This window comes from Streptomyces sp., from assembly GCF_035645055.1.
Lineage (GTDB): Bacteria > Actinomycetota > Actinomycetes > Streptomycetales > Streptomycetaceae > Streptomyces.
This window is the reverse complement of sequence record NZ_DASQNH010000063.1, coordinates 40448-63160: the sequence shown is the minus strand read 5'-3', so window position 1 is coordinate 63160 and position 22713 is coordinate 40448. Positions and strand designations below refer to the sequence as shown.

The 22713-nt window shown below is 75.4% G+C and carries 12 protein-coding genes; all 12 read left to right on the top strand.

From position 1 onward, the window contains the following. Nucleotides 1-2710 (top strand): SDR family NAD(P)-dependent oxidoreductase (locus tag VE614_RS20740; RefSeq protein WP_324939025.1); only part of this gene is annotated, 2710 nt, incomplete at its 5' end. Between the two features lie 20 nt (nt 2711-2730). Then, a complete protein-coding gene (locus VE614_RS20735) occupies nt 2731-10365 on the top strand; it encodes a beta-ketoacyl synthase N-terminal-like domain-containing protein (RefSeq protein WP_324939022.1) in 7635 nt (2544 codons plus the stop codon). A 25-nt stretch (nt 10366-10390) separates the two neighbouring features. Beyond that, nucleotides 10391-12013: a PfaD family polyunsaturated fatty acid/polyketide biosynthesis protein gene (locus VE614_RS20730; RefSeq protein ID WP_324939018.1), complete on the top strand. Its 1623-nt coding sequence runs from the start codon at nt 10391-10393 to the stop codon at nt 12011-12013. Next, on the top strand, nt 12010-13764 hold the full coding sequence (locus tag VE614_RS20725) for an acyl-CoA dehydrogenase family protein (RefSeq protein WP_324939015.1): 1755 nt from the start codon (nt 12010-12012) through the stop codon (nt 13762-13764). Before VE614_RS20730 ends, VE614_RS20725 begins: the two co-directional genes overlap by 4 nt. Beyond that, the gene (locus VE614_RS20720; RefSeq protein ID WP_324939011.1) at nt 13761-15527 is read left to right on the top strand and encodes an acyl-CoA dehydrogenase family protein; all 1767 of its coding nucleotides are present in this window, start codon (nt 13761-13763) and stop codon (nt 15525-15527) included. Before VE614_RS20725 ends, VE614_RS20720 begins: the two co-directional genes overlap by 4 nt. Nucleotides 15528-15531: 4 nt before the next feature. Beyond that, nucleotides 15532-16338: a 4'-phosphopantetheinyl transferase family protein gene (locus tag VE614_RS20715; RefSeq protein WP_324939008.1), complete on the top strand. Its 807-nt coding sequence runs from the start codon at nt 15532-15534 to the stop codon at nt 16336-16338. Nucleotides 16339-16481: 143 nt separating this feature from the next. Further along, nucleotides 16482-17153 carry a sigma-70 family RNA polymerase sigma factor gene (locus tag VE614_RS20710; RefSeq protein ID WP_324939005.1) on the top strand — a complete coding sequence of 224 codons (672 nt, stop codon included), beginning with the start codon at nt 16482-16484 and terminating at the stop codon, nt 17151-17153. Then, a complete protein-coding gene (locus tag VE614_RS20705; protein ID WP_324939002.1) occupies nt 17150-18565 on the top strand; it encodes an aldehyde dehydrogenase family protein in 1416 nt (471 codons plus the stop codon). Before VE614_RS20710 ends, VE614_RS20705 begins: the two co-directional genes overlap by 4 nt. Nucleotides 18566-18611: 46 nt before the next feature. Next, nucleotides 18612-19094: a DUF4188 domain-containing protein gene (locus tag VE614_RS20700; RefSeq protein WP_324938999.1), complete on the top strand. Its 483-nt coding sequence runs from the start codon at nt 18612-18614 to the stop codon at nt 19092-19094. Further along, nucleotides 19091-20797, top strand: coding sequence for an acetyl-CoA carboxylase carboxyltransferase subunit alpha (locus VE614_RS20695; protein WP_324938996.1), 1707 nt, complete (start codon nt 19091-19093; stop codon nt 20795-20797). Before VE614_RS20700 ends, VE614_RS20695 begins: the two co-directional genes overlap by 4 nt. Beyond that, a complete protein-coding gene (accB, locus tag VE614_RS20690; RefSeq protein WP_324938993.1) occupies nt 20787-21335 on the top strand; it encodes an acetyl-CoA carboxylase biotin carboxyl carrier protein in 549 nt (182 codons plus the stop codon). Before VE614_RS20695 ends, accB begins: the two co-directional genes overlap by 11 nt. Before the next feature lie 11 nt (nt 21336-21346). Further along, nucleotides 21347-22708: an acetyl-CoA carboxylase biotin carboxylase subunit gene (gene accC / locus VE614_RS20685; protein WP_324938991.1), complete on the top strand. Its 1362-nt coding sequence runs from the start codon at nt 21347-21349 to the stop codon at nt 22706-22708. The last annotated feature ends 5 nt before the right edge of the window (nt 22709-22713 follow it).

Genomic DNA, 22713 nt, shown 5'->3' with positions numbered 1-22713 from the left:
GTTGCTGGGGGCGGTGGCGGAGAAGACCGGCTATCCGGTGGAGATGCTGGAGCCGGGGATGGACGTCGAGGCCGATCTGGGGATCGACTCGATCAAGCGGGTGCAGATTCTGGGTGCGTTGCAGGAGGCGTATCCGGTGTCCGACGACGTCGACCCGGAAGTGCTCGCCGAGTTGCGCACGCTGGAGGACATCGCGAACTTCCTCTCCTCCGCCGTCACCGGCGAGGCGACGGCGGCCCCGGAGTCCTTCACCGTCGCCTACCCCTCCGCCCCGGGCATCGGCCGTACCTACGCCGAAACGGCCGAACTGCCCCCGCCGCACACCCTCGTCGGCGCCTACGCCGACCCCCGTACCGCCGTCCTCGTGCACGACGGCTCCACCCTCACCCGGCCGCTCGCCGGAGCGTTGCGCGGGGACGGCTGGCGGGTGGAGGTCGTGGTGCTGCCGGGCAGTGACCCGGTCGTGCCGGAGGCCGACGCCGTGCGGCAGCTGGGGAGCTGGGAGGAGGCCGAGCTGGCCGGGGCGCTGGTGAGCGGACGGGCCGATCTGGTCGTCCAGCTGGCGGCCGCCGCCGGGCCCGAGTGGACGGAGGGGGCGCGCCGCCTGGAGCACGGCCTGCTGGTGGCCAAGCACGCCCTGCCCGCGCTCAGGTCGGCGGCCCAGCAGGGCGGCCGGGCCGCGTTCGTCGCCGTGACCCGGCTCGACGGCGCCGGCGGTCTCCGGGGCGGCGGGGACGCCTCCCCGCTGCTCGGCGGGATCGGCGGCCTGGTGAAGACGCTCGCCGTCGAGGCACCGGAACTGTTCGCCCGTACCGTCGACTTCGCCCCCGACCTGGCCCCGACCACCGTCGGCGCGCGCTTCCTCGAAGAGATCGCCGACCTGTCGGCCACGCCCGCCGACGTGGCGCACGACGCCTCGGGCCGCCGCACGATCGCGCCCTCCGCCGAGCCGGCGCCGCCGCGCGCCGCCGCCGTACCGGAACTCACCGCCGGCGATCTCCTCGTCGTCACCGGTGGCGCCCGGGGCATCACCGCGGACTGCCTGCACGCGCTGGTCTCCGCCCGTCCCGTCGGCCTGCTGCTGCTCGGCCGCAGCCGGCCCGCGCCCGAACCGGAGTGGGCCGCCGGGCAGGAAGGGCCCGCGCTGCGCGGGCTGATCGCCCGACGCCTGGCGCAGGGCGGCCGGCAGCCGCTGCCCCGGGAGGTGGAGGCGCGGTTCCGGGAGATCACCGCGGGCCGCGAGATCACCGCGAACCTCGCCCGGCTGTCCGCCGCCGGGGCCCGCGTGGAGTACCTGACCGTGGACATCACGGACGCCGCGGCCGTACGCCGGGAGCTGACGCCGTACGCCGGACGGGTCACCGGGGTCGTGCACGGGGCGGGAGTGCTCGCCGACCGGCTCATCGCGCAGAAGACGCCCGAGGAGATCCGGCGGGTGCTGGCCACCAAGCTGCTCGGCCTCGGCAACGTCCTGGACGCGCTGCGCGGGGTCGCCGAGCTGCGGCACCTGGTGCTGTTCTCGTCCGTGGCAGGATTCTTCGGCAACCGGGGCCAGTCCGACTACGCGATGGCCAACGAGGCGCTGAACCGGATCGCCGCCCGGCTGAAGCGGGAGCTGCCCTCCGCGCGGGTGACCGCCATGAACTGGGGCGCCTGGGACGGCGGGATGGTCTCCGGCGACCTGCGGGAGATGTTCGCCTCGCGCGGGGTCGCCCTGGTGCCGGTCGCGACCGGGGCCGGGCTGTTCGCCGAGCAGTTCACGGCGCCGCACGCCCACGACACCGTCGTCGTCACCGGGCCGCTCACCCCGCTGTCCGCCCCGCCCGCGACCCGCACCGTCCAGCCGCTCGTCGTCGACCGCACCCTCGCCGACCTGGCCGACGGCCCCCTGCTCGCCGACCACACCATCGGCGGCCGGCGGGTGCTGCCCGCCACCGCGGCGCTCGGCCTGCTCGCGGGCGCCGTGGAGGCGGCGACCGGGCGCACGGTGACCTCGGCGTACGGCTTCAAGGTCTTCAAGGGCGTCGCCTGGGACGAGCCGGACGCCCAGCCGCCGCACCGCCTGCGCCTGTCCATGGAACCGGTCGCCGCCGACGGCACCGAGACCGACGTCCTCGCCTCCGCCGTCGACGCCACCGGCCGCGGCCGGCCCGCCTACAGCGTCCGGCTCGGCACCGCCACCGTCCCGGCCCCGGCCGACCGCACCGACCTCGCCGCGCTCGCCCGCACCGCCGGACCCGGCCGGGACGCCGCCCGCCTCTACAGCGACGGCACCCTCTTCCACGGCCCGTCGCTGCGCGGCCTGCGCACGGTCCTGGCCGCCGACGAGCGACGGCTCCTGGTCCGGGCCCGGCTCGCCGGCCGGCGGCCCGCGCCCGGCGGCCACCCCACCCGGCTGCACCGTCCCGTCCTCGCCGACCTGCTGCTCCAGGCCGTCCTGGTGTGGGTGCGCGAGCAGCGCGGGCGGGCCTGCCTGCCCATGGAGATCGGCCGGGTCCGGCTGTACGCCCCGCTGCCCGCCGACGCCGACTTCCTCATCGCCGTCGAGGACGTCCGGCCCGGCCGGACCGGCGTGACCTGCACGGTGACCGCCACCGACCCCGACGGCCGGGTGCTCGTCGTCCTGGAGGACGTGACGGCCGTGGAGGACACCGAGCTGGAGAACCGGTTCCGGCAGCCGGGCGGCCGGGTCGCCCAGGTGACGGTCTGACCCCGGAAAGGCTGAACCCCATGGGCTCCTACGCGATCGTCGGCCTGTCCTGCCTGTTCCCCGGAGCGGCGACCCCCGACGCCTACTGGCGCAACCTGATGGACGGCGTGGACTCCCGCACCGAGGGCGGCGAGCGGATCTTCGGACACGATCCGCTCGCCCACGAGCCGGGCGCGCGGGGGGACCGGGACCGGCACCGCATCTCCTGCACGCGCGGCGGCTTCCTCGGCGCCGAGGCCGAGACCGCCGTCCCCGACGGGCTGCTGCCCGCCGGCTATCTGGCCGGACTGGACCGCTCGTTCCACTGGGCGCTCCGGACGGCCCACGACGCCCTGGCCGACGCGGGTGCATCCCCCGCTGCCGCGTCCGGCGGGGCCGAAGGCCGGAGGACCGGGGTGGTGTTCGGGAACTACCCGTTCCCCACCCCGGCCTCCGGCCGGACAGCGGGGAGGCTGTGGGACGCCGCCGTGACCGAGGGACTCGCGGCGGCGGGCTTCCCCGCGGCCGGGCTGCCGTTCCTGACGGAGAACGGCAGCCCGGCCGTGACGGCGGACGTCAGCCCGGCCGCGAGGGCGGACGACCGTCGGGGCGCGGCCGGGCAGCGGGGCGCGGCCGGAGAGCGGGGCGCGGCCGGTGGCCGCGGCGCCGCCGAAGGCCCTGCCGCGGCCCCTGCCGGGCATCTCGCCGACGCTCACAACCTCTGGCCCGGCGGGCTGCCCGCCCATGTCGTCGCCGCGGCGCTCGGGCTCGGCGGTCCCCGCTTCACCCTGGACGCCGCCTGCTCGTCCGCGCTGTACGCGCTCGACCTGGCCTGCGCCCAGCTCGCGACCGGGCGCGCCGATCTGATGCTGGCGGGCGGTGTCTGCGCGCCCGACCCGACCGTCATCCACCTGTCCTTCTCCGACCTGCGCGCCTACCCGCCGGACGGCGCGCCGAGCCAGCCCTTCGACGCCCGCTCCCGGGGCATCATCACCGGGCAGGGCGCCGCCATGGTCGCCGTCAAGCGGCTCGCCGACGCCCGCCGCGCCGGCGACCGGATCCTCGCCGTCATCGAGGGCATCGGCCTCGGCAACGACGGCCCCGGCAAGCACCTGCTGGTGCCGAACGTCAACGGCCAGCTCGCCTCGTACGACCTCGCGTACCGCGAGGCGGGCGTCGACCCGCGGAGCGTGCGGTACGTCGAGTGCCACGCGACCGGCACCCCGATCGGCGACCGCACCGAACTGGAGGGCGTGGAGCGGTACTTCGGGCGTGGTCCGCTGCTCGGCTCGGTCAAGGGCAACATCGGGCACCTGCTGACCGCCGCCGGGATGAGCAGCCTGGTCAAGGTCGTTCTCGCCCTCGGTCACGGCACCCTGCCGCCCACCACCGGACTGCGGCAGCCGCTGCCCGGCACGGTCGCCGACCGGGTGGTCCGCGAACCCGTGCCGTGGCCGGCCGGCGACGGCGTACGCCGGGCCGCCGTCTCGGCGTTCGGCTTCGGCGGCACCAACGCGCACGTGGTGCTCTCCGGGCCGGAGACCGCCCGGGAGGAGGAGCCGGAAGAGCCGCGGCCGGCCCCGCCCCCGTTGGCCGTCATCGGCATGGGCGCCCACTTCGGCTCCCTCACCACCCTCGACGCCTTCGAACGCGCCGGGTACGACGGCGGCAGCGCCGTACGGGAGCTGCCCCCGCGCCGCTGGCGCGGCTTCGAGACCGGCCCGCTGCCGGGCGGCGCCCGGGACGCCGCGTACGTCGCGGAGTTCGAGGCCGACGCCACCGCGTACCGCATCCCGCCGAACGACCTCGACCACTTCAACCAGCAGCACCTGCTGATGATGCGGGTCGCGGAGGAGGCGCTGCGCGACGCCGGGTACGAGCGCGGCGCCCCCGGCGGCACCGGGCGGCGGGTCGCCGTCGTCCTCGGCATGGAGATGGAACCCAGCGCCCACGGGCACGCCGCCCGCCACGCGCTCGGCCGCAAACTCGCCGCCTGGTGCGCGCGGGCCGGCCTCGACCCGTCCGACGAGCAGCTCGCCGCGCTCACCCGGGCCGCCCGCGACGGCATTCACGACTCGATCGAGGCCAACGAAGTCCTCAGCTACATCGGCAACATCATGGCCGCCCGCATCTCCTCCCTGTGGAACCTGACCGGCCCCTCCTTCACCGTCTCCTCCGACAGTTCGGTCGGCGTCGACGCCCTCGACGCCGCCCGGCTGCTGCTGCTCGACCCCAGTGTCGAGGCGGTCCTCGTCGGCGCCGTCGACCTGGCCGCCGGACCCGAGTCCACCCTCGCCCGTGACCTGCTGGAGCCGGGCGGCGCACCGCTGCTGGGGGAGGGCGCGGGAGCGGTGGTCGTCACCCGCCCCGGCTCGGTGCCGCCGGACCGCACCGTGTACGCCACCGTCGACGCCCTCGCCGTCCGCCACTGCGCGACCCTCTCCCCGCGCCCCGACCCCGGACTGGTCGCCGCCGCGGCCGAGGAGGCGCTGGCCGCCGCCGGGGTCACCGCGGCCGACGTGGAACTCGTCGAGACGGGCACCGCCGACCCGGCCGTCCTGACGGGCCTCGCCCGGGTGTGGGCCGCACCGCGCGCCGGCGGCGCACTGCGCACCGCGCTCTCCGCGGCCGGCGCCGCCGTCGGGGACACCGGCTGCGCTTCCGCGCTCGCCTCGCTGATCCGGGCCGCCCTGTGCCTGCACCACGCCTACCAGCCGATGGCCCCCGACGGCGTCGACCGCGACGCGCTCACCGGCTCCGGGTTCTTCCTCGCCGCCGAATCCCGGCCCTGGCTGCGCCGGCGCCGCGACGGCCGCCGGCTGGCCTGTGTCAGCGTCACCGGCACCGCGGGCAGCCACGCCCACCTCGTCCTCGGCGGGGCGCAGACCCGCGGCGAGGTCGCCGCCACCGACTGGACCCGCTCCGGCGGCAGCCTGGTCGTGCCCGTGGCCGCCGACGACCTCGACGGCCTGCTGCGCCGCCTCACCGAACTGCGCGACACGGTCGCCGACGGCGGCGACTGGGACCGGCTCGCGCGGGACCGGCCCGCCGCGCTGAAGGCCGTCCTCGTCGCCGACGACCCGGCCGGGCTCGTACGCCAGGCCGAGCAGGCGCTCAAGGACCTGCCCGGCGTCCACCGGGCCGGAGGCGAGTGGACATCGCCGTCCGGCAGCTGCTTCGCCGCCCGGCCCGTCGGCGGGCCCGGCGTCAGGACGGCCCTCGTCTACCCCGGCGCCTTCAACTCGTATCCCGGCCTCGGCCGGGCCCTGTTCCGGGCCTTCCCCGGACTGCTGCCCCGCTTCGAGGCGCAGACGGAGGCACCCGCCGCGATGCTGCGCGCGGAGGCGCTCTACCCGCGCTCCCTCGGCCCGCTCGGCCGGCGCGACCTGATGCGCCACGAGACCGGACTGCTCGACGACATCCCGCTGATGCTGGCCGTCGGCACCAGCTACGCGCTGCTCTCCACCGACCTGGTGCGGGACGTGCTCGGCGTGCCGGTGCACGGGGCGTTCGGCTACAGCCTCGGCGAGAGCAGCATGCTGTTCGCGACCGGCGGCTGGAGCAAGGGGGCCCGCGCCACCACGAAGATCGACGCCTCCCCGCTCTTCGTCGACCAGCTGCGCGGGCCGAAGAAGGCGGTGCGCGCGCTGTGGGGACTCGGCGACGACGTGCCCGACCCGCAGGTGTGGGCCACCCATGTGCTGCTCGCCCCCGCCGACGGGGTCCGGGCCGCCCTGGACGGTTACGACCGGGTCTTCATCACCCACGTCAACACCCCCCACGAGGTCGTCGTCGCCGGTGACCCCGCCCAGTGCCGCGCCCTCATCGACGCCCTCGGCTGCCAGAGCGCGCGCTCGCCCGCCAACCACGTCATGCACTGCCCCGTGGTGGACGGCGTGCTGCCCGAACTCGCGGACCTCAACCGCTATCCCACCGGCGACACGGGCGGCCTCGTCCTCTACAGCAGCCGCCACTACGCGCCCGTCGGCGACCTCGACCCCGACCGTGTGGCCCGCGACATCGCCGTCACCCTGCGGGAGACCGTCGACTTCCCGCGGCTGATCCGGCGCGCGTACGACGACGGCTTCCGCTGCTTCGTGGAGGTCGGCCCGTCCAGCACCTGCACCCGCTGGATCCACGAGACCCTGGGCGACGCACCGCACCTGTCCGTCCCCGTCGACCGGCGCGGCGCCCGCGGAGCGACCGGCATCGCCCGCCTCGTCGCCCGGCTGGCCGCCCACGGCGTCCCCGTCGACCTCACCCCGTTCCGCCCCCGCACCGCTCCCACCCGCCGCCCGCTCGGCCTGCGCACCTTCCCCGTCGGCGGCAGCCCGGTCGCCCCCCTCGTCGCGGAGGCGGCGGCACCGGTACTCGCCGGGATCCCCCGCACACCGCCCGCCCCGGAGCGTGAGGACAACGGCGCGGAGTCGCTGCCCGCCGCCGGCGCGAGTGCCCCCGCTCCGGTGGCCGTACGGCCCGGGGCGGCCCCTCCGGTCCCGGCCGACGAGCGCACCCGTGCGATGCCCGCGCCCGCAGGTGCCGGAGGGGCGCTCGCCGCCGCGGTGCCCGGCGGAGCAGGTGTCCCTCCGACGGCTCCGGTGCCCGGCGCCGCCGAGGTGACGCTCGCGGCACCGGTGTCCGGCGCCACCGAGGCGCCCAGTCCAACTCCGGCTCCGGCTGCCGGGCCCGGTGCGTCGACGGGACCCGGCAGCTCCGCCGCCGAACCGTCCCCGCCGTCACCGTCTCCCGCACCGGTGCCGGCCCGCGCCGGACTCGCCGGTCCCGCCAGGGACCTCCCCGCCCCCCGACCCACCGCCACGGAATGGGACACCGCGATGCCGACCCGCCCCGCCGGTCCGCCCGTACCCGCGCTCGCACTGGAGCGGGATCCGATCACGATGCTCCCCGCGGAGGCGGTACGGACCTCGCCACCCCCACCCGAAGCGCCCGCGCCCGCACCGGCTCCCGCCGAGTCCACCCCACCCACCGAGCCCGTCCCGTCCCCCCGCCCGCCCGCCGACGCCCCAGACACCCCCGCCGTGCCCCCGCGCCCGGCCGTCTTCGGCGCCCCCCTCCCCGTGCCGCCGAAGCCCGCCCGCGGTTCCGGTGAGCGGGAGTCGACGCTCGCCCTGGTCCGCAGTCTGCGAGCGGAGATCCTGGAGGCGCACCGGGAAGTCCTGGACGGCCAGCGGGCGTTGCGCGACGAGCTGCTGGCGGTGCTGTCCGCCCCGGCGGCCACCGCGCCGCCGCCCCAGCCGTCCGAACCGCCCGCCCCGCCCCGCGCCCCCAAGCCCCAAGGCGTCGTCTGGGACGAGCGGGACCTCCTGGAGTTCGCCACCGGCAAGATCGGCAACGTCTTCGGCCCGCGGTACGCCCGGATCGACGGCTACGCCCGCCGCGTACGGCTGCCCGCGCCGCCGTACCTCTTCGCCACCCGTGTGACACGACTCGACGCCGAGCCGGGTGAGTTCAGGCCCAGCTTCATCCGCACCGAGTACGACGTCCCCGAGGACGCCTGGTACGCGGTCGACGGCCAGGTGCCGCCCGCCGTCACGATCGAGGCGGGCCAGTGCGACCTGCTGCTGATCAGCTATCTCGGCGCGGACTTCACCAACCGCGGCCGGCGCGTGTACCGCCTGCTCGACAGCACCCTCAGCTTCGTCGGCGACCTGCCCCGCACCGGCCAGACCCTGCGCTACGACATCTGGATCGACCAGTTCGTCCGCCAGGGCGACACCCTGCTGTTCTTCTTCCACTACGACTGCTACGCCGACGGCGAGCTGATCCTGAAGCTCACCAACGCCTGCGCGGGCTTCTTCACCGACGAGGAGCTGGAGGCCAGCCCCGGCCTGGTGCGGGGACGCGCCGCCCCCGCCCAGGCCCCGGCGGAGAAGCGGAGCTTCAAGCCGCCGGCCCGCACCGGCCGCACCTCCCTCACCACCGCCGACCTCGACGCCCTGGCCGAGGGCCGGATCGCGGACGTCTTCGGCGAGGGCCACCGCCAGCCGCCCGGCTGCAACTCCTCCCTGCGGCTGCCGGACGGCCGGCTGCGCATGGCGGACGAGGTGACCCTCCTGGACCGCACGGGCGGCCCGCACGGCCTCGGCCGGATCGAGGCGGTCAAGCGGCTCGACCCGGACGGCTGGTACTTCACCAGCCACTTCCCGGACGACCCGGTCCTCGCCGGTTCACTGGTCGCCGAGGGCGCGGTCCAGCTGCTGGAGGTGTACGCGCTCTCCCTCGGCCTGCACCTCACCCTCCCCGACGCCCGCTTCCAGCCGGTGCCGGACCTGACCACCGAGGTGAAGGTGCGCGGCCAGATCACCCCGCGCACCGAACGCGTCGAGTACCGCGTCGACATCACCGAGCTGACCCTGCTGCCCCGGCCCGCGCTCGTCGCCGACGTGGTCGTGCTGCGCGACGGCACCCCGTCGATCAGCGTCACCGGGCTCGGCATCCGGCTGCGGGAGAAGCCGGGCACGCCGTACCGGCCGGAGGCCGGGGGCGAGGTCCCGCACTTCCTGGGCCGGCTCTCCCCGGCCACCGGCGAGCCCGCGCTGCTGAACGAGTTCCACATGGCGCACGCCGCGAAGGGCGACCTCGCGGTGGCGATGGGCCCGGAGTTCGAGATCTACGCGAACAGCCGGGCGCCGTACATCCCCAACGGCGACTTCCTCTTCGTGGACCGCGTGATGCGCCTCGACGGCACCCGCGGCACGCTCAGGCGCGGCGCGGTCATGGTCACCGAGTACGACGTGCCGGAGGACGCCTGGTACTACGCCGACAACGGGCATCCGTACATGCCGAACTGCGTCTACATGGAGTCCAGCCTCCAGGCGGCGATCCTCCTCGGCTACTACCTGGGCGCCACGCTGCCCTTCCCGGACGAGCGGTTCAGCATCCGCAACCTCGACGGCCGCGCGACCCTGGTGAAGGACGTCGACCTGCGCGGCAAGACCATCCAGCACCGCTCCACGCTGCTGTCCAGCGACCGGATGCCGGGCTCGATCCTGCAGAACTTCTCGTACGAACTCTCCTGCGAGGGCGAGGTCTTCTACACCGGCGAGTCCCTGTTCGGGTACTTCAACGAGAAGGCCCTCGCCCGCCAGGTCGGCCTCGACAAGGGGCGGACCGTGCCGCCGTGGCTGGACGCCCGCCCCGCCCGGCCACCGGGCACCCGCCGGATCGACCTGCCCGCCTTCCGGGAGCGCACCGCCGGTACCGCGCCCCGCCTCGCCGGCGGCCATCTCGACCTCGTCGAATGGCTGGACGTCCTGCCGGGCGGCGGCGAGCACGGGCAGGGCTGCCTGCGCGGGCACCGCACCATCCGCCCCGACGAGTGGTACTTCTCCTGCCACTTCCACCGCGACCCCGTCATGCCCGGCTCGCTCGGCGTGGAGGCGCTGCTCCAGGGGCTCCAGGTGTACGCCGTCGAGACCGGACTGACCGAGGGCCTGCGCAACCCGCGCTTCGCCCTGCTCCGCGGTACCGAGACGACCTGGTCCTACCGCGGCCAGATCCTGCGCGACGACCCCGGCATGGAGTTCGACGTGCACATCAAGGAGGTCCGCCGCGAGCCCGGCCGGATCGTGATCACCGGGGACGGCCACGTGTGGAAGTCCGCCCTGCGCATCTACCGCCTCGGTGACCTGGGCATCGAGATCCACCACGACTAGCCGCCCCAGCACCGGAGGAGATCTCATGAGCACCGAGCAGCCGCGGCCGCGCTGGAGCGGACCCGTGGCCCCCGCGGTCGGCGACAGCGGGATCCGCGCGGCCCTGACCCGCCTCGACGAACCCGTGTACGTTCTGCGCGGCCCCCACGGCCTCGGCGCCGCCGCCGGTGGCGCCGTCCGGCCGGACGGGGAGCACGAGGTGGTCGCCGCCGTGCCGCCGCTGAGCCCCGAACGCCTGGGCAGCGCCGCCTTCCTGCGCGCCCACGGGGTGCGGCAGGCGTACATGAGCGGCGCCATGGCGGGCGGCATCGCCTCCGCCGACCTGGTCATCGCCCTCGCCCGGGCCGGCTACCTCGCCTCCTACGGCGCCGCCGGCCTGCTGCCGGAGACGGTCGAGCGGGCCCTTCGGCGCTTCGCCGACGAGATCCCCGGGCTGCCGTACGCCTGCAACCTGATCCACAGTCCCAGCGAGGAGCGCCTGGAACGCACCGCCGTCGACCTGTATCTGCGCCATCGGGTGCGCTGCGTGGAGGCGTCCGCGTTCCTCGGGCTCACCCCGCACATCGTGCGCTACCGGCTCGCCGGACTGCGCGCGGGCGGGCCGCACGGGGTGGTCGCGGAGAACAGGGTGATCGCCAAGGTGTCACGTACCGAGATCGCCGAGCTGTTCATGCGGCCCGCGCCGGAGCCGATGGTGCGCGCCCTGCTCGCCGAGGGGGCGATCGACGAGGAGCGGGCGCGGCTGGCCGCGCGGGTGCCGCTCGCCGACGACATCACCGTCGAGGCCGACTCCGGCGGCCACACCGACCGCCGTCCGCTGCCCGCCCAGCTGCCGGTGATCCTGCGCCGGCGCAACGCGGTGATGGAGGAGCTGGGTCACCCGGAGCGGATCCGGGTGGGCGCGGCGGGCGGAATCGGCACCCCGGAGGCGGCCTGGTCCGCGTTCGCGATGGGCGCCGACTACGTGGTGACCGGCTCGGTCAACCAGTCCTGTGTGGAGGCCGGCACCTCCGAGCGGGTCAAGGAGATGCTGGCCCAGGCCGACCTCGCGGACTGCGAGATGGCCCCGGCGGCCGACATGTTCGAGACGGGCGTGGAACTCCAGGTGCTCAAGCGCGGCACCCTCTTCCCGATGCGGGCCCGCCAGCTGTACGAGCTGTACCGCGCCCACGACGGCATCGACGACCTCCCCGCCCCCGTGCGCGCCCGCCTGGAACAGCAGGTGTTCCGGCGGCCGCTGGAGGACGTCTGGACCGAGACGGCCGCCTACTTCGAGCGCCGTGACCCCGCCCAGCTGGCCCGCGCCGCCGGCCACCCCAAGCGGAAGGCCGCGCTGATCTACCGCTGGTACCTAGGCATGGCGTCCCGCTGGGCGACGACCGGCGAGGCGGACCGGGCCGTCGACTACCAGATCTGGTGCGGGCCCGCGATGGGCAGCTTCAACTCCTGGGTGCGCGGCACCTATCTGGCCGCCCCGCGCAACCGGCGGGTCGCCGACGTGGCCCGCCACCTGATGGCCGGTGCCGCCTACCACCAGCGCCTGTCCATGCTCCGCGCGGCCGGTCTCGCGCTCTCCCCGGCACTCGCCGACTACCCGGTGCCCCAGCCGGCCCCCGAGGACGGCACCCTGCCGGCGGTGCGGCCGTGACGGCGCCGTACGCCGCCGCCGCACGGCTCGACGCGCTGCTCGGTGATCCGTGGGATCCGGGCAGCCCGTACGGGTTCGCGGCCGGGACCGCCCGGGACGCCACCGGCGCCCACCCGGCCGCCTTCGCGGCCCGCCTCGCCGGCACGGGCTTCCCGCTCGCCTACCTGCCCCCGGCGCTCGGCGGCGACCCCCGGCCCCTCGACGACACGCTGCTCCTGGTCCGGGTCGCCGCCCGCCGGGACGCCGCCGTCATGCCCGCCACGCTGCTGTCCTGCTCGGCGGTGCTGACCGTGCTCGCGGCCGGGACCCCGGAGCAGGCCGAGACGGTCGCCGAGTGGGTGCGCGAAGGACGTACCGTGGCCTTCGCGCTCTCCGAGGAGGAGGCGGGCAGCGACATCCTCGCCAACCGCTGCCGCCTCGACCCCGCCGACGGGGGGTACGCCCTCACCGGCCGCAAGTGGCTCGTCGGCCGGGGCGCCACCGCGGACGCGGCGGTCGTGGTGGCCCGCACCGCGCCACGCGGCCCCGCCGCCTTCACCGCCGTCCTGCTCGGCCCGGAGCAGCTGGCGGCCGCGGTCCGGCGGCCCGCCCAGCCGGTCACCGGGATGCGCGGCATCGACTTCGCCGACCTGGTCTTCGACCAGCTCCCGGTGCCGGAGACGGCCGTGCTCGGCACGGTCGGCGGCGGCCTCGCGGCGGCCATGCGCGCCCAGCAGCTGGTCCGGCTGCTCTCCACCGCCGCCTGCCTCGCCACCGCCGACACCGCCCTGCGCACCGCCCTGCGCTTCACCCGCGCCCGCCGCACCGGCGGCGTCCCGGTCGCCGAGACCGGCCACGGCGCCCGTGAACTCGCCCTCGCCGCCGCCGAGCTGATGGCGGCCGACCTCTGCTCCCTGACCGCCGCCCGCCACGCCCACCTCACGCCCGGCACCTTCGCCCTGTCCTCCTCGGTCGTCAAACGCGCCGCCACCCGCCTCACCGCCTCCGCCATCGCCCGCGCCCGCTCCCTGCTGGGCGCGCGCGGCGTCCTGGCACACGGGCCCGGCGGCATCGTGGACAAGGCACAGCGGGACAACGCGGTCGTCGAGTCCATCGACACCAGCCCGTTCGGAGTGCTGCGCGCGGTCGCCACCCCGCTGCCCGGGTACGCCGGTCCGCTCCGGGAACCACCGGACCCCGCCGACCACGGCCTCGGCCGGCTGTTCGCCTACGGCGATCCGCTGCCGGACCTCGACCCCGCCGCCCTCGACCTCGGCGCCCGCCCCCGCGACCCGGTGCTGCTCGGCTTCGCCGCGCACGCCGACGAGATCGAGGCCCGCCTCGCCGCGCGCGGCGAGGAGCGGGCCGCCGTGCTGGTGCGGCACGCGCGGGCGGCGCTGGAGCGCACCGCCGCCGCGGCGGCCGGCCTGGACCGGGGCGACCCGGCCGCCGCGGTCCGGCAGCTCGACCTCGCCGACCGCCTCTGCCTGCTCCACCCGGCCGCCACGGCGGCCCTCGCCTGGCGGGCGCACCCCGAACGCGGCCTGTACGGCGAGGAACCGGGCGGCGCCGGCTGGCTCACCGCCGTACTGGCCGTGCTGCTCGCGCACGCCGAGGGCCGCGCGCCCCGCCAGGCGGCGCCCGACGTGCTGCCCGCCGGACGGGCGCTCGCCCGGCTCGACGACGCCCGGCTGCTGTTCACCGCGCTCCCGGTCCCGCTCGCCGACGGGCCGGGACACGGGGAGCCCGAGGAGGGGGACGACCCGACATGACCGATCTGATCGCGCTCATGGCCGACCTGGAGGAGTACCTGGGCGATCCGTGGGACGCCTCGGCCCCCATGCCGTACCCCCGGATCCTCGGCCACGACGAGGACCAGCGCTATCCGCACGAGTTCGTGGACCTGCTCGCCGACTGGGGCCTGTACGACTGGATCGTGCCCGCCGCCAACGGCGGCAAGGCCGTCAACGTCGAGGACGGCTTCAACCTGTACCGGCTGGTCGGCCGCCGCGACCCCACCTCCGCCACCGCCATGGTGCTCACCAGCCTCAGCTACATGCCGGTGTGGATCGCGGGCAGCCCGGCCCAGCGCCAGCACTTCGCCGACGCCATCCGCGGCGGCCGCAAGCTCGCCTGGGGCCTGTCCGAGCGCCGCCACGGCAGCGACGTCCTCGCCAACGAGACCACCGCCCGCCGCACCGACGGCGGCTGGCTGCTGAACGGCGAGAAGTGGACCATCGGCAACGCCACCGTCGCTTCCACCGTCATGGTCTTCGCGCGCACGTCCGGCCAGGGCGGCCCCGGCGGTTACTCGATCTTCGCCGTCGAGAAGGACGGCGTCCCGCCCGGGCAGCTGGCCCACCTGCCGGACGAGCCGCTGCACGGACTGCGCGGCCTCGACATGAGCGGCGTACGGCTCACCGACTGCTTCGTGCCCGGCACGGCGCTGATCGGCCGGGTCGGACAGGGCCTCGAAGTCGCCCTCAAGAGCAGCCAGCTGGCCCGCATCGCCATCGCCGGCATCGCCATGGCCTGCGTCGACACCGCGCTGCGCACCACCCTGGACTTCGCCGGACGCCGGGTGATCTTCGGCGGGACGGTCGCCGAGGTGCCGTACTCCCGGCGGCAGCTCGCCGAGAGCTTCGCCGAACTGCTGATCGCGGACGCCCTCACCACCGGCGCCGTGCGCTCCCTCCAGCTCGCCCCGGCCCAGGCCAGCGTCTGGTCGTCCGTGGTCAAGTACTTCGTACCGACCCTGCTGGAGGAGACGCTGGCACGGCTCACCACCGTCCTCGGGGCCCGCCACTACCTGCGGGCCCACCCCCGGCACGGCATCTTCCAGAAGGTCCTGCGGGACTTCGCCATCTCCAACTTCGCCGACGGCAACACCGTGGTGAACCTCAAGAACATCGCCCTCCAGCTGAACGGGCTGCTCGCGAACGCCGCCGGACAGGAGCCCGGCGAGGTGGCCCGCGCGCGGGCGGCCGTCGCGGAGCTGTTCGACCCGGCGCGGCCCATGCCGCCGTACGAGCCCGCCGCGCAGCAGCTGTTCAGCCGGGCCGGCGACGACTCGGTGCTCGCCCTGCGCTCCGCCGTCGGCGAACTGCGCCGGGCCGCCGAGGCCGCCGAGGCCGTCGGCGGACGCGACGCGGCCCGGCTCGCGGGCTGCGCCGACACCGCCGGGCAGCTCGCCGACGAGGTGCACCGGCTCGCCGGCGAGCACGCCGGGCTCTTCGCCGGGCAGGGCCGGGCCGCCGGGCAGTCCGCCGAACTGTACGACCTGGCCAAGCAGTACAGCGCGATCTCCGCCGCGGCCGCCTGCGTCCACCTCCATCTGCACGGCCAGGCCAGCCTCGCCCCCGCCCTGCGCTCGCCCGCCGTGCTGCTGCTCTGCCTCGAACGGCTGCTGCGCCGCTTCCACCCCACCCGCCGGGTCACCGGCCCCGACGACATCGACACCGTCGCCGCCGTGCTGGCCGAGGCGCACCGCGAGGGGCGGCTGTTCTCCTTCCGGCCGTACCGGGTCGGGTGGTGACACGATGTCCGCGACCGCGCCCCCCGCCGGCCCGCCGCACCCCACCGCCGACGCCGATCCACTGGCCGGCGGGGCCGACGTGTGGCTGCTCGCCGAGGAGGACGTCCCCCGGTTCGCCGCGGCGACCGGCGGACTCGACCTGCTCACCGAGGAGGAGCGGGCCCGTCACGACCGGCTGCTCTTCCCCGCCGCCCGCGCCCGCTTCCTCGGCGCCCGGCTGCTCTCCCGCCAGGTGCTGTCGCAGTACGCCGACGTGGCACCCGCCGAATGGCGTTTCGACAAGGGGAAGTTCGGCCGCCCCACCGTCCGGGGCGCCGACTGGGGACTGGACTTCAACCTCACCCACACCAACGGACTGATCGCCGCGATCGTCGTACGCGGCCGTACGGCGGGCGTCGACGCCGAGACGACACCCGCCCGCCCGGAAGCCCTCCGCTTCGCCCCCAAGGTGTTCACCCCGCTGGAGCGGGAGATCCTGCGCCGCGACCGGGAGGACCAGCAGGGGCACGCCTTCGCGGACTCCTGGGTCGCCAAGGAGGCCTACACCAAGGCCACCGGCATGGGCATGGCGCGCGGCTTCGACGCGTTCTCCGTGCACCGGCTGCGCGGCGGGGGACTGGCCGTCGTCGACGACGAGATCCCCGAGCCGGAACGCCCGCTGTGGCAGATCCAGGTGCTCCAGGTGTGGGACCGTTTCGCCCTCGGCATCGCCATCCGGGCCAGCGAGGACGACACCGGCCCGATCCCCGTGCGGCTCCGCTCCGCGATGGCGGAACTGCTGCCGCGGCCCGCCCCGGACGGTGCCCGATGACCCGCTCCGCTGTCCACTCCCGGCATGGCCGCTACCGGACAGCGGCGCGCGTTTCCGGCCGGCGCGCCCGGTGTGTTGCATGGAAGACGCAATCCACCGGAGTGCGCGCCGCGGCCCGGGAGTTGGCATACGGAGGTCGAGCCATGCCGTCGAAGCCGAAGGGGAACGCGGAGCTGCTGGCCGGCTGCGCCCGCGGCGAAGCGGAAGCCTGGGACGAGACCGTGGACCGGTTCGGCGCCCTCGTCTGGACGGTGGCCCGCAGCCAGCGGGTCAGCCGGGCGGAGGCGGAGGACGTACGGCAGCTCACCTGGTTCCGGCTGATGCAGAACGCACACCGCATCCGCGACCCCGACCGGCTCGGCGACTGGCTCGCCACCGTCGCCCGGCGCGAGGCCGTCAAGGCGGCCGGCCGCGCCCGGCGCCTGGTGACGATCGGCGACACCGAGACCCTGGAGTACCTGGTCGACCATCGCCGCGGCCACCACGAGAGCCCCGAGCAGATCACCCTGCGCGCCGACCGCGCCCGCGAACTCCTGCGCGCGATCGACACCCTGTCCCCCCAGTGCCGGGACCTCCTCCTCCGCGCCCTCCAGGACCCACCCCCCAGCTACCAGGACCTCGCCACGACCCTCTCCGTACCGGTCGGCTCCATCGGCCCCATCCGCACCCGCTGCCTACGCCGCCTGCGCCGAGCCCTGGACGACCTGACACCCCCGGAAACCCCCAAGGGCCGCGGGGAACCGCGCGAGAACCCCGCACGACCCGCAGCAGCAGCTCACCCCGCTCACCCCGACGGAAGCGAGGTCCGCAGGTGACCACCCGCACCGACACCCCGACCCGGCTGGCCAGCCGGGAGATCACCACCGGCGAGGAACTGGGCAGCGTCGAACGGGCCGGGCCCGACCGGGTCGCCTCCGCCGCCCGGCGGGCCGCCGCCGCGGCACCGGGCTGGGCCGCGGTCCCGGCCGAGCGGCGCGCCGCGATCGTCGAGCGGGCCGCCGACCTGCTGGAGGAACGCACCCGGCGGGCGCAGGACCTGCTGGTGCGGGAGGGCGGCGCGATCCCCGGCAAGGCGTACGTCGAGGTGCTGCTCGCCGCGCAGGAGCTGCGGCACGGTGCCCGGCTCGCCCGCGACCCCGGCGCCCCGCACCCCGGCTCGGACGACCCGTCCCGCACCGCCGAGGTGACCCGCGTTCCGCTGGGCGTGGCGGGGGTGATCGTGCCGTGGAACTTCCCGCTGCTGCTCGGCGCCCGCTCGCTCGGCCCCGCGCTCGCCCTCGGCAACGCGGTGCTGCTCAAGCCCGACCCGCACACCCCGCTGTCCGGCGGCAGCCTGTTCGCCGAGGTGTTCGCGGAGGCGGGGCTGCCGCCCGGGGTGCTGGAGGTGGTGCACGGCGACGCCGAGACCGGGGCGGCGGTGGTGCGGGCGCCCGACGTGGCGATGGTGTCGTTCACCGGCTCCACCGAGGCGGGCCGGGAGATCGGGGCCGTCTGCGGCCGGCTCCTCAAGCGGGCCGTCCTCGAACTCGGCGGGCAGAACGCGTTCGTCGTCCTCGACGACGCCGACATCGAGCAGGCGGCGGGCGCCGGGTCGTGGGGTTCCTTCCTGCACCAGGGCCAGATCTGCATGTCCGCCCGCCGCCATCTGGTGCACCGCTCGATCGCCGAGGAGTACGCCGGCGCGCTGGCCCGGCACGCCGCCGCCCTGCGGGTCGGTGACCCGTACCGCGGCGACGCCCAGATCGGCCCGATCATCGACCGCCGCCAGCTGCGCGGTATCGCGACGGCCGTGGAGCACGCCGTCGCGCAAGGGGCCCGTCTGCTCACCGGCGGCCGTCCGGACGGCCCGTACTATCCGCCGACCGTGCTCGCCGACGTCACCGAGCGGATGGACATCTTCCACACCGAGGTGTTCGGCCCGGTCGCCACCGTCACCGCCTTCACCGACGACGCCGACGCCGTACGGCTCGCCAACACCTCCGACCACGGTCTGACCGCCGCCGTCTACACCGGCGACACCGCCCGCGGCACGGCCCTCGGCCGGCAGCTGCGCTGCGGTGTCACCCACGTCGGCGACCAGACCGTGGTGCAGGACGCCGCTCTGCCGTTCGGCGGCATCGGCGCCTCCGGCAACGGCTACGGCTTCGGCGGGCGGGCCGCCCTGGAGGCGTTCACCCGCTGGCGCACCCTGACCACCAGCACCCCGCCCCGCACATACCCCTTCTGACCACCCGTCCGCCATATCCGTGTCGCCGCAACCGGAGGGAACCCCCATGGACCTGAAGGTCATCACCGAGCCCCGGATCGCGGCCCCGCCCGAGGGCACGGTGGTGCTGCTGATCGGCCTGCGCGTGAACAAGTTCTGGATGGTGCACCGCTGGATGCCGGTGATCGGCTCGATGATCCCCATGCTGATCGAGCTGCGGAAGAACAAGGAGCACGGCTTCCTGGGCTCCCGCGCCTGGTTCAACCGCACGGTGATCATGGTGCAGTACTGGCGCAGCATGGACGACCTCATGCGCTACTCGCACCGCGGCGACGGCAGGCATCGCTCCATGTGGGCCTGGTTCAACCGGGCCGTCCGCGACGACGGCGCCGTCGGCATCTTCCACGAGGCGTACGTCGTCTCCCCGGACCGGATGCACACCGTCTACCGCAACATGCCCCGCTTCGGCATGGCCGCCGCCACCGAGTCCGTACCGCAGAAGGCGGCCCCGCCGGTCCCCGGCGGCGAACGCAGGAGGAAAGCCGCATGACCACACCCCGGCGGATCCGGGCCGGCCAGGACGTCCAGTGGCGCCGCTGCGCCTCCTGCGGAGCGTTCGTCTACGGCAAGCGCCTGGACCGCAACCGCAAGGTCTGCCCCGAGTGCCAGTTCCACTTCCGCATCCCGCCGGACGTCCGTATCGGCCAGCTCGCCGACCCGGGCAGCTTCCAGCCCCTGCCGGACCCGCCCGCCCCCGGCGACCCGCTCCGCTTCACCGACAGCAAGCCCTACCCGGAGCGGCTGCGCGACGCCCAGGCGCGCACCGGGCGGCCGGACGCCGTGCTGGCCGGGCGGCTGACGGTGCGCGGCAGGCCGGCCGCGGTGGCCGTCCTCGACTTCACCTTCATGGGCGGCAGCATGGGCACCGCCGTCGGCGAGCAGATCGCCGCCACGGCCCGCCTCGCGCTCGCCGAACGCCTGCCGCTGCTGCTGGTCGCCGCCTCCGGCGGGGCGCGAATGCAGGAGGGCGCGCTGTCGCTGATGCAGATGGCGAAGACCGCCCAGTGGATCGAGCGGCTGCGCGAGGCCCGGATCCCGGTGATCAACCTCAACACCGACCCCACCTTCGGCGGGGTCAGCGCCTCCTTCGCCATGCTCGGCGACGTGGTCCTCGCCGAACCGGGCGCGCTCATCGGCTTCGCCGGGCCCCAGATCATCCGCAACACCATCCGCCAGGAGCTGCCGCCCGGCTTCCAGAGCGCCGAGTTCCTGCTGGAGCACGGCATGATCGACGCGGTCGTCCCGCGCGAGACCCAGCGCGAGCACCTGGCCCGGCTGCTGCACCTGCTCGGCCCGTCGGTGCCCGAACTGCCCGACGCACCCGACCCGGCCGTTGTCCTCACCCGCCCGCCGGCCACCACCCGCACCGCCCGGGACCTGGTCGCCCTCGCCCGCGACGTCCAGCGGCCCACCACCCTCGACTACGCCGGCTCCGTCTTCGACGACTTCGTCGAGCTGCGCGGCGACCGGGTGCACGGCGACGACCGGGCGCTGGTGGGCGGACTGGCCCGGCTGGGCGGGCAGAGCGTGGTCGTCCTCGGCCACCAGAAGGGCCACGACACGGCCGAACTGGTGCGCGGCAACTTCGGGATGCCCGGCCCCGACGGCTACCGCAAGGCGCTGCGCCTGATGCGGTTCGCCGACCGGTTCGGGCTGCCGCTGATCGCGTTCGTCGACACTCCGGGCGCCTTCCCCGGCATCGACGCGGAGGAGCGCGGGCAGTCCGTCGCCATCGCCGACTGCATCCTGGAACTGTCCCGGCTGCGCGTCCCGGTCGTCTCGGTCGTCACCGGCGAGGGCGGCAGCGGCGGGGCGCTCGCGCTCGGCGTGGCCGACACGGTGCTGATCCTGCAGAACGCCTACTACTCGGTGATCAGCCCCGAAGGCTGCTCCACCATCCTCTTCGGCACCGCCGAACACGCCGGCCGGGCCGCCGACGCCCTCCGGCTGACCCCGTCCGACCTGCTCCGCCTCGGTGTCGTGGACGGCATCGTGCCCGAGCCGCCGGACGGGGCGCACACCGCGCCGCACACCACCGCGCTGACCGTGAAGAGCGCCCTGGTGCGCGCCCTCGCCCCGCTGCTCGGCCGGTCCGGCCGACAGCTCGTCGACGCCCGGCGGGAGCGGTTCGACCGCTTCGGGGACCCCCGACTGCAGCCCGTAGTGGACTGGGAGAAGCACGATGAGCACTGACACGGAGAGCGCGGCCGCGCAGAGCACGGCCCCGGACCGCACGGCCCCGGACCGCACGGCGGCGGACCCGACGGTCGAGGAGCTGCGTACCCAGACCCGGCTGCTGGCCGGTGAACTCCCCGGCACCCTGCGCCGGATCACCCTGCGGGCCGGATCGATCAGCGTGGACGTGGAGTGGGAGACCACCCCGGCCGCACCGGCCGCCGCCACGGCCCCCGCCGCCACGACCGCCACGGCCCCCGCCGCACCCGCCACGGCCCCCGCCCCCCAGCAGACCGACGACACCCCCGCCGGCCTGGTCCCTGTCACCGCCCCCCTCGTCGGCACCTACTACCAGGCCCCCGCCCCCGGCGCCGAACCCTTCGTGAAGGTCGGCGACACCGTGGAGGCCGGGCAGCAACTGGCCGTCATCGAGGCGATGAAGCTGCTCAACGCGATCACCGCCGAGGTCAAGGGCACCGTGCACGCGGTCCACGTCACCGACGGCGAGGTCGTCGAGTACGCCCAGCCGCTCATCGACCTGCGCCCGGCCGGCTGAGGCGGGGCGGCATGTTCGACAAGGTGCTCATCGCCAACCGCGGCGAGATCGCGCTGCGGATCATCCGGACCTGCCGGGACCTCGGTGTCCGCACGGTCGCCGTGTACTCGACCCCGGACGCCGACGCCCGCTTCGTACGCGCCGCCGACGAGGCCGTGCACATCGGGCCGGGCGCGCCCACCCGCAGCTACCTCAACATCCCCAACATCATCGGCGCCGCCCTGAGAACGGGCGCGCAGGCGATCCACCCGGGCTACGGCTTCCTCTCCGAGGACCCGTACTTCGCGGAGATCTGCGCGGACGCCGGGATCACCTTCATCGGGCCGCCGCCGGACGTCATGGAGAGCGTCGGCGACAAGGCCACCGCGCGCCGCCTGATGACGGCGGCCGGACTCCCGCTGCTGCCCGGCACCACCGAGCCCGTCGACTCGGTGGAGGCCGCCGAGGAGATCGCCCGGGAGATCGGCTACCCGGTGATCATCAAGGCCGCGGCGGGCGGCGGCGGACGCGGCATCACCGTGGTGCGCCGCCCGGAGGACCTGAAGGAGGCCTACGTCACCACCCGGGCCGGCGCGCAGGCGGTGTTCAAGAACAGCGCGGTCTACCTGGAGCGCTATCTGCCCGTCACCCGGCACATCGAGATCCAGGTGCTGTGCGACGACTTCGGCGGCGCCGTCCATCTCGGCGAACGCGACTGCTCGGTGCAGCGCCGGCACCAGAAACTCATCGAGGAGTCGCCCGCGCCCGGCCTGCCGCCGAAGGTGCGCGAACAGCTCGGCGCGGCGGCCGTCGCCGGGGCCCGCGCCGTCGGCTACCGGGGCGCCGGCACGGTGGAGTTCCTGCTGGAGAACGACCCGGCCGCCGACCACGCCTTCTGGTTCATGGAGATGAACGCCCGGATCCAGGTGGAGCACCCGGTCACCGAACTCGTCACCGGCGTGGACCTGATCGCCGAACAACTGCGGGTCGCCGCGGGCCGGCCGCTCACCGTGCGGCAGGAGGAGATCGAGATCCGCGGGCACGCCCTGGAGTGCCGGATCAACGCCGAGGACCCCGACCGCGGCTTCGCCCCCGCACCGGGCCTGCTGGAGAACTACCGCACCCCCGGCGGCCCCTGGGTCCGCGTCGACACCGACTACGTGCCCGGCTCGCGGGTCAGTCCCTACTACGACTCGATGATCGGCAAGCTCATCGTGTGGGGACCGGACCGCGCCACGGCTCTGGACCGGGTCCTGCGCGCCCTGGAGGAATTCGACGTGTCGGGTCCCGGAGTGCGCACGACCATTCCACTGCACCAGGAAATTCTCCGCCATCCGGAATTCCGGCGCGGCGGCGTGCCCACGGATTTTCTCACCCGTCACTTTTCACTCTGACCGGG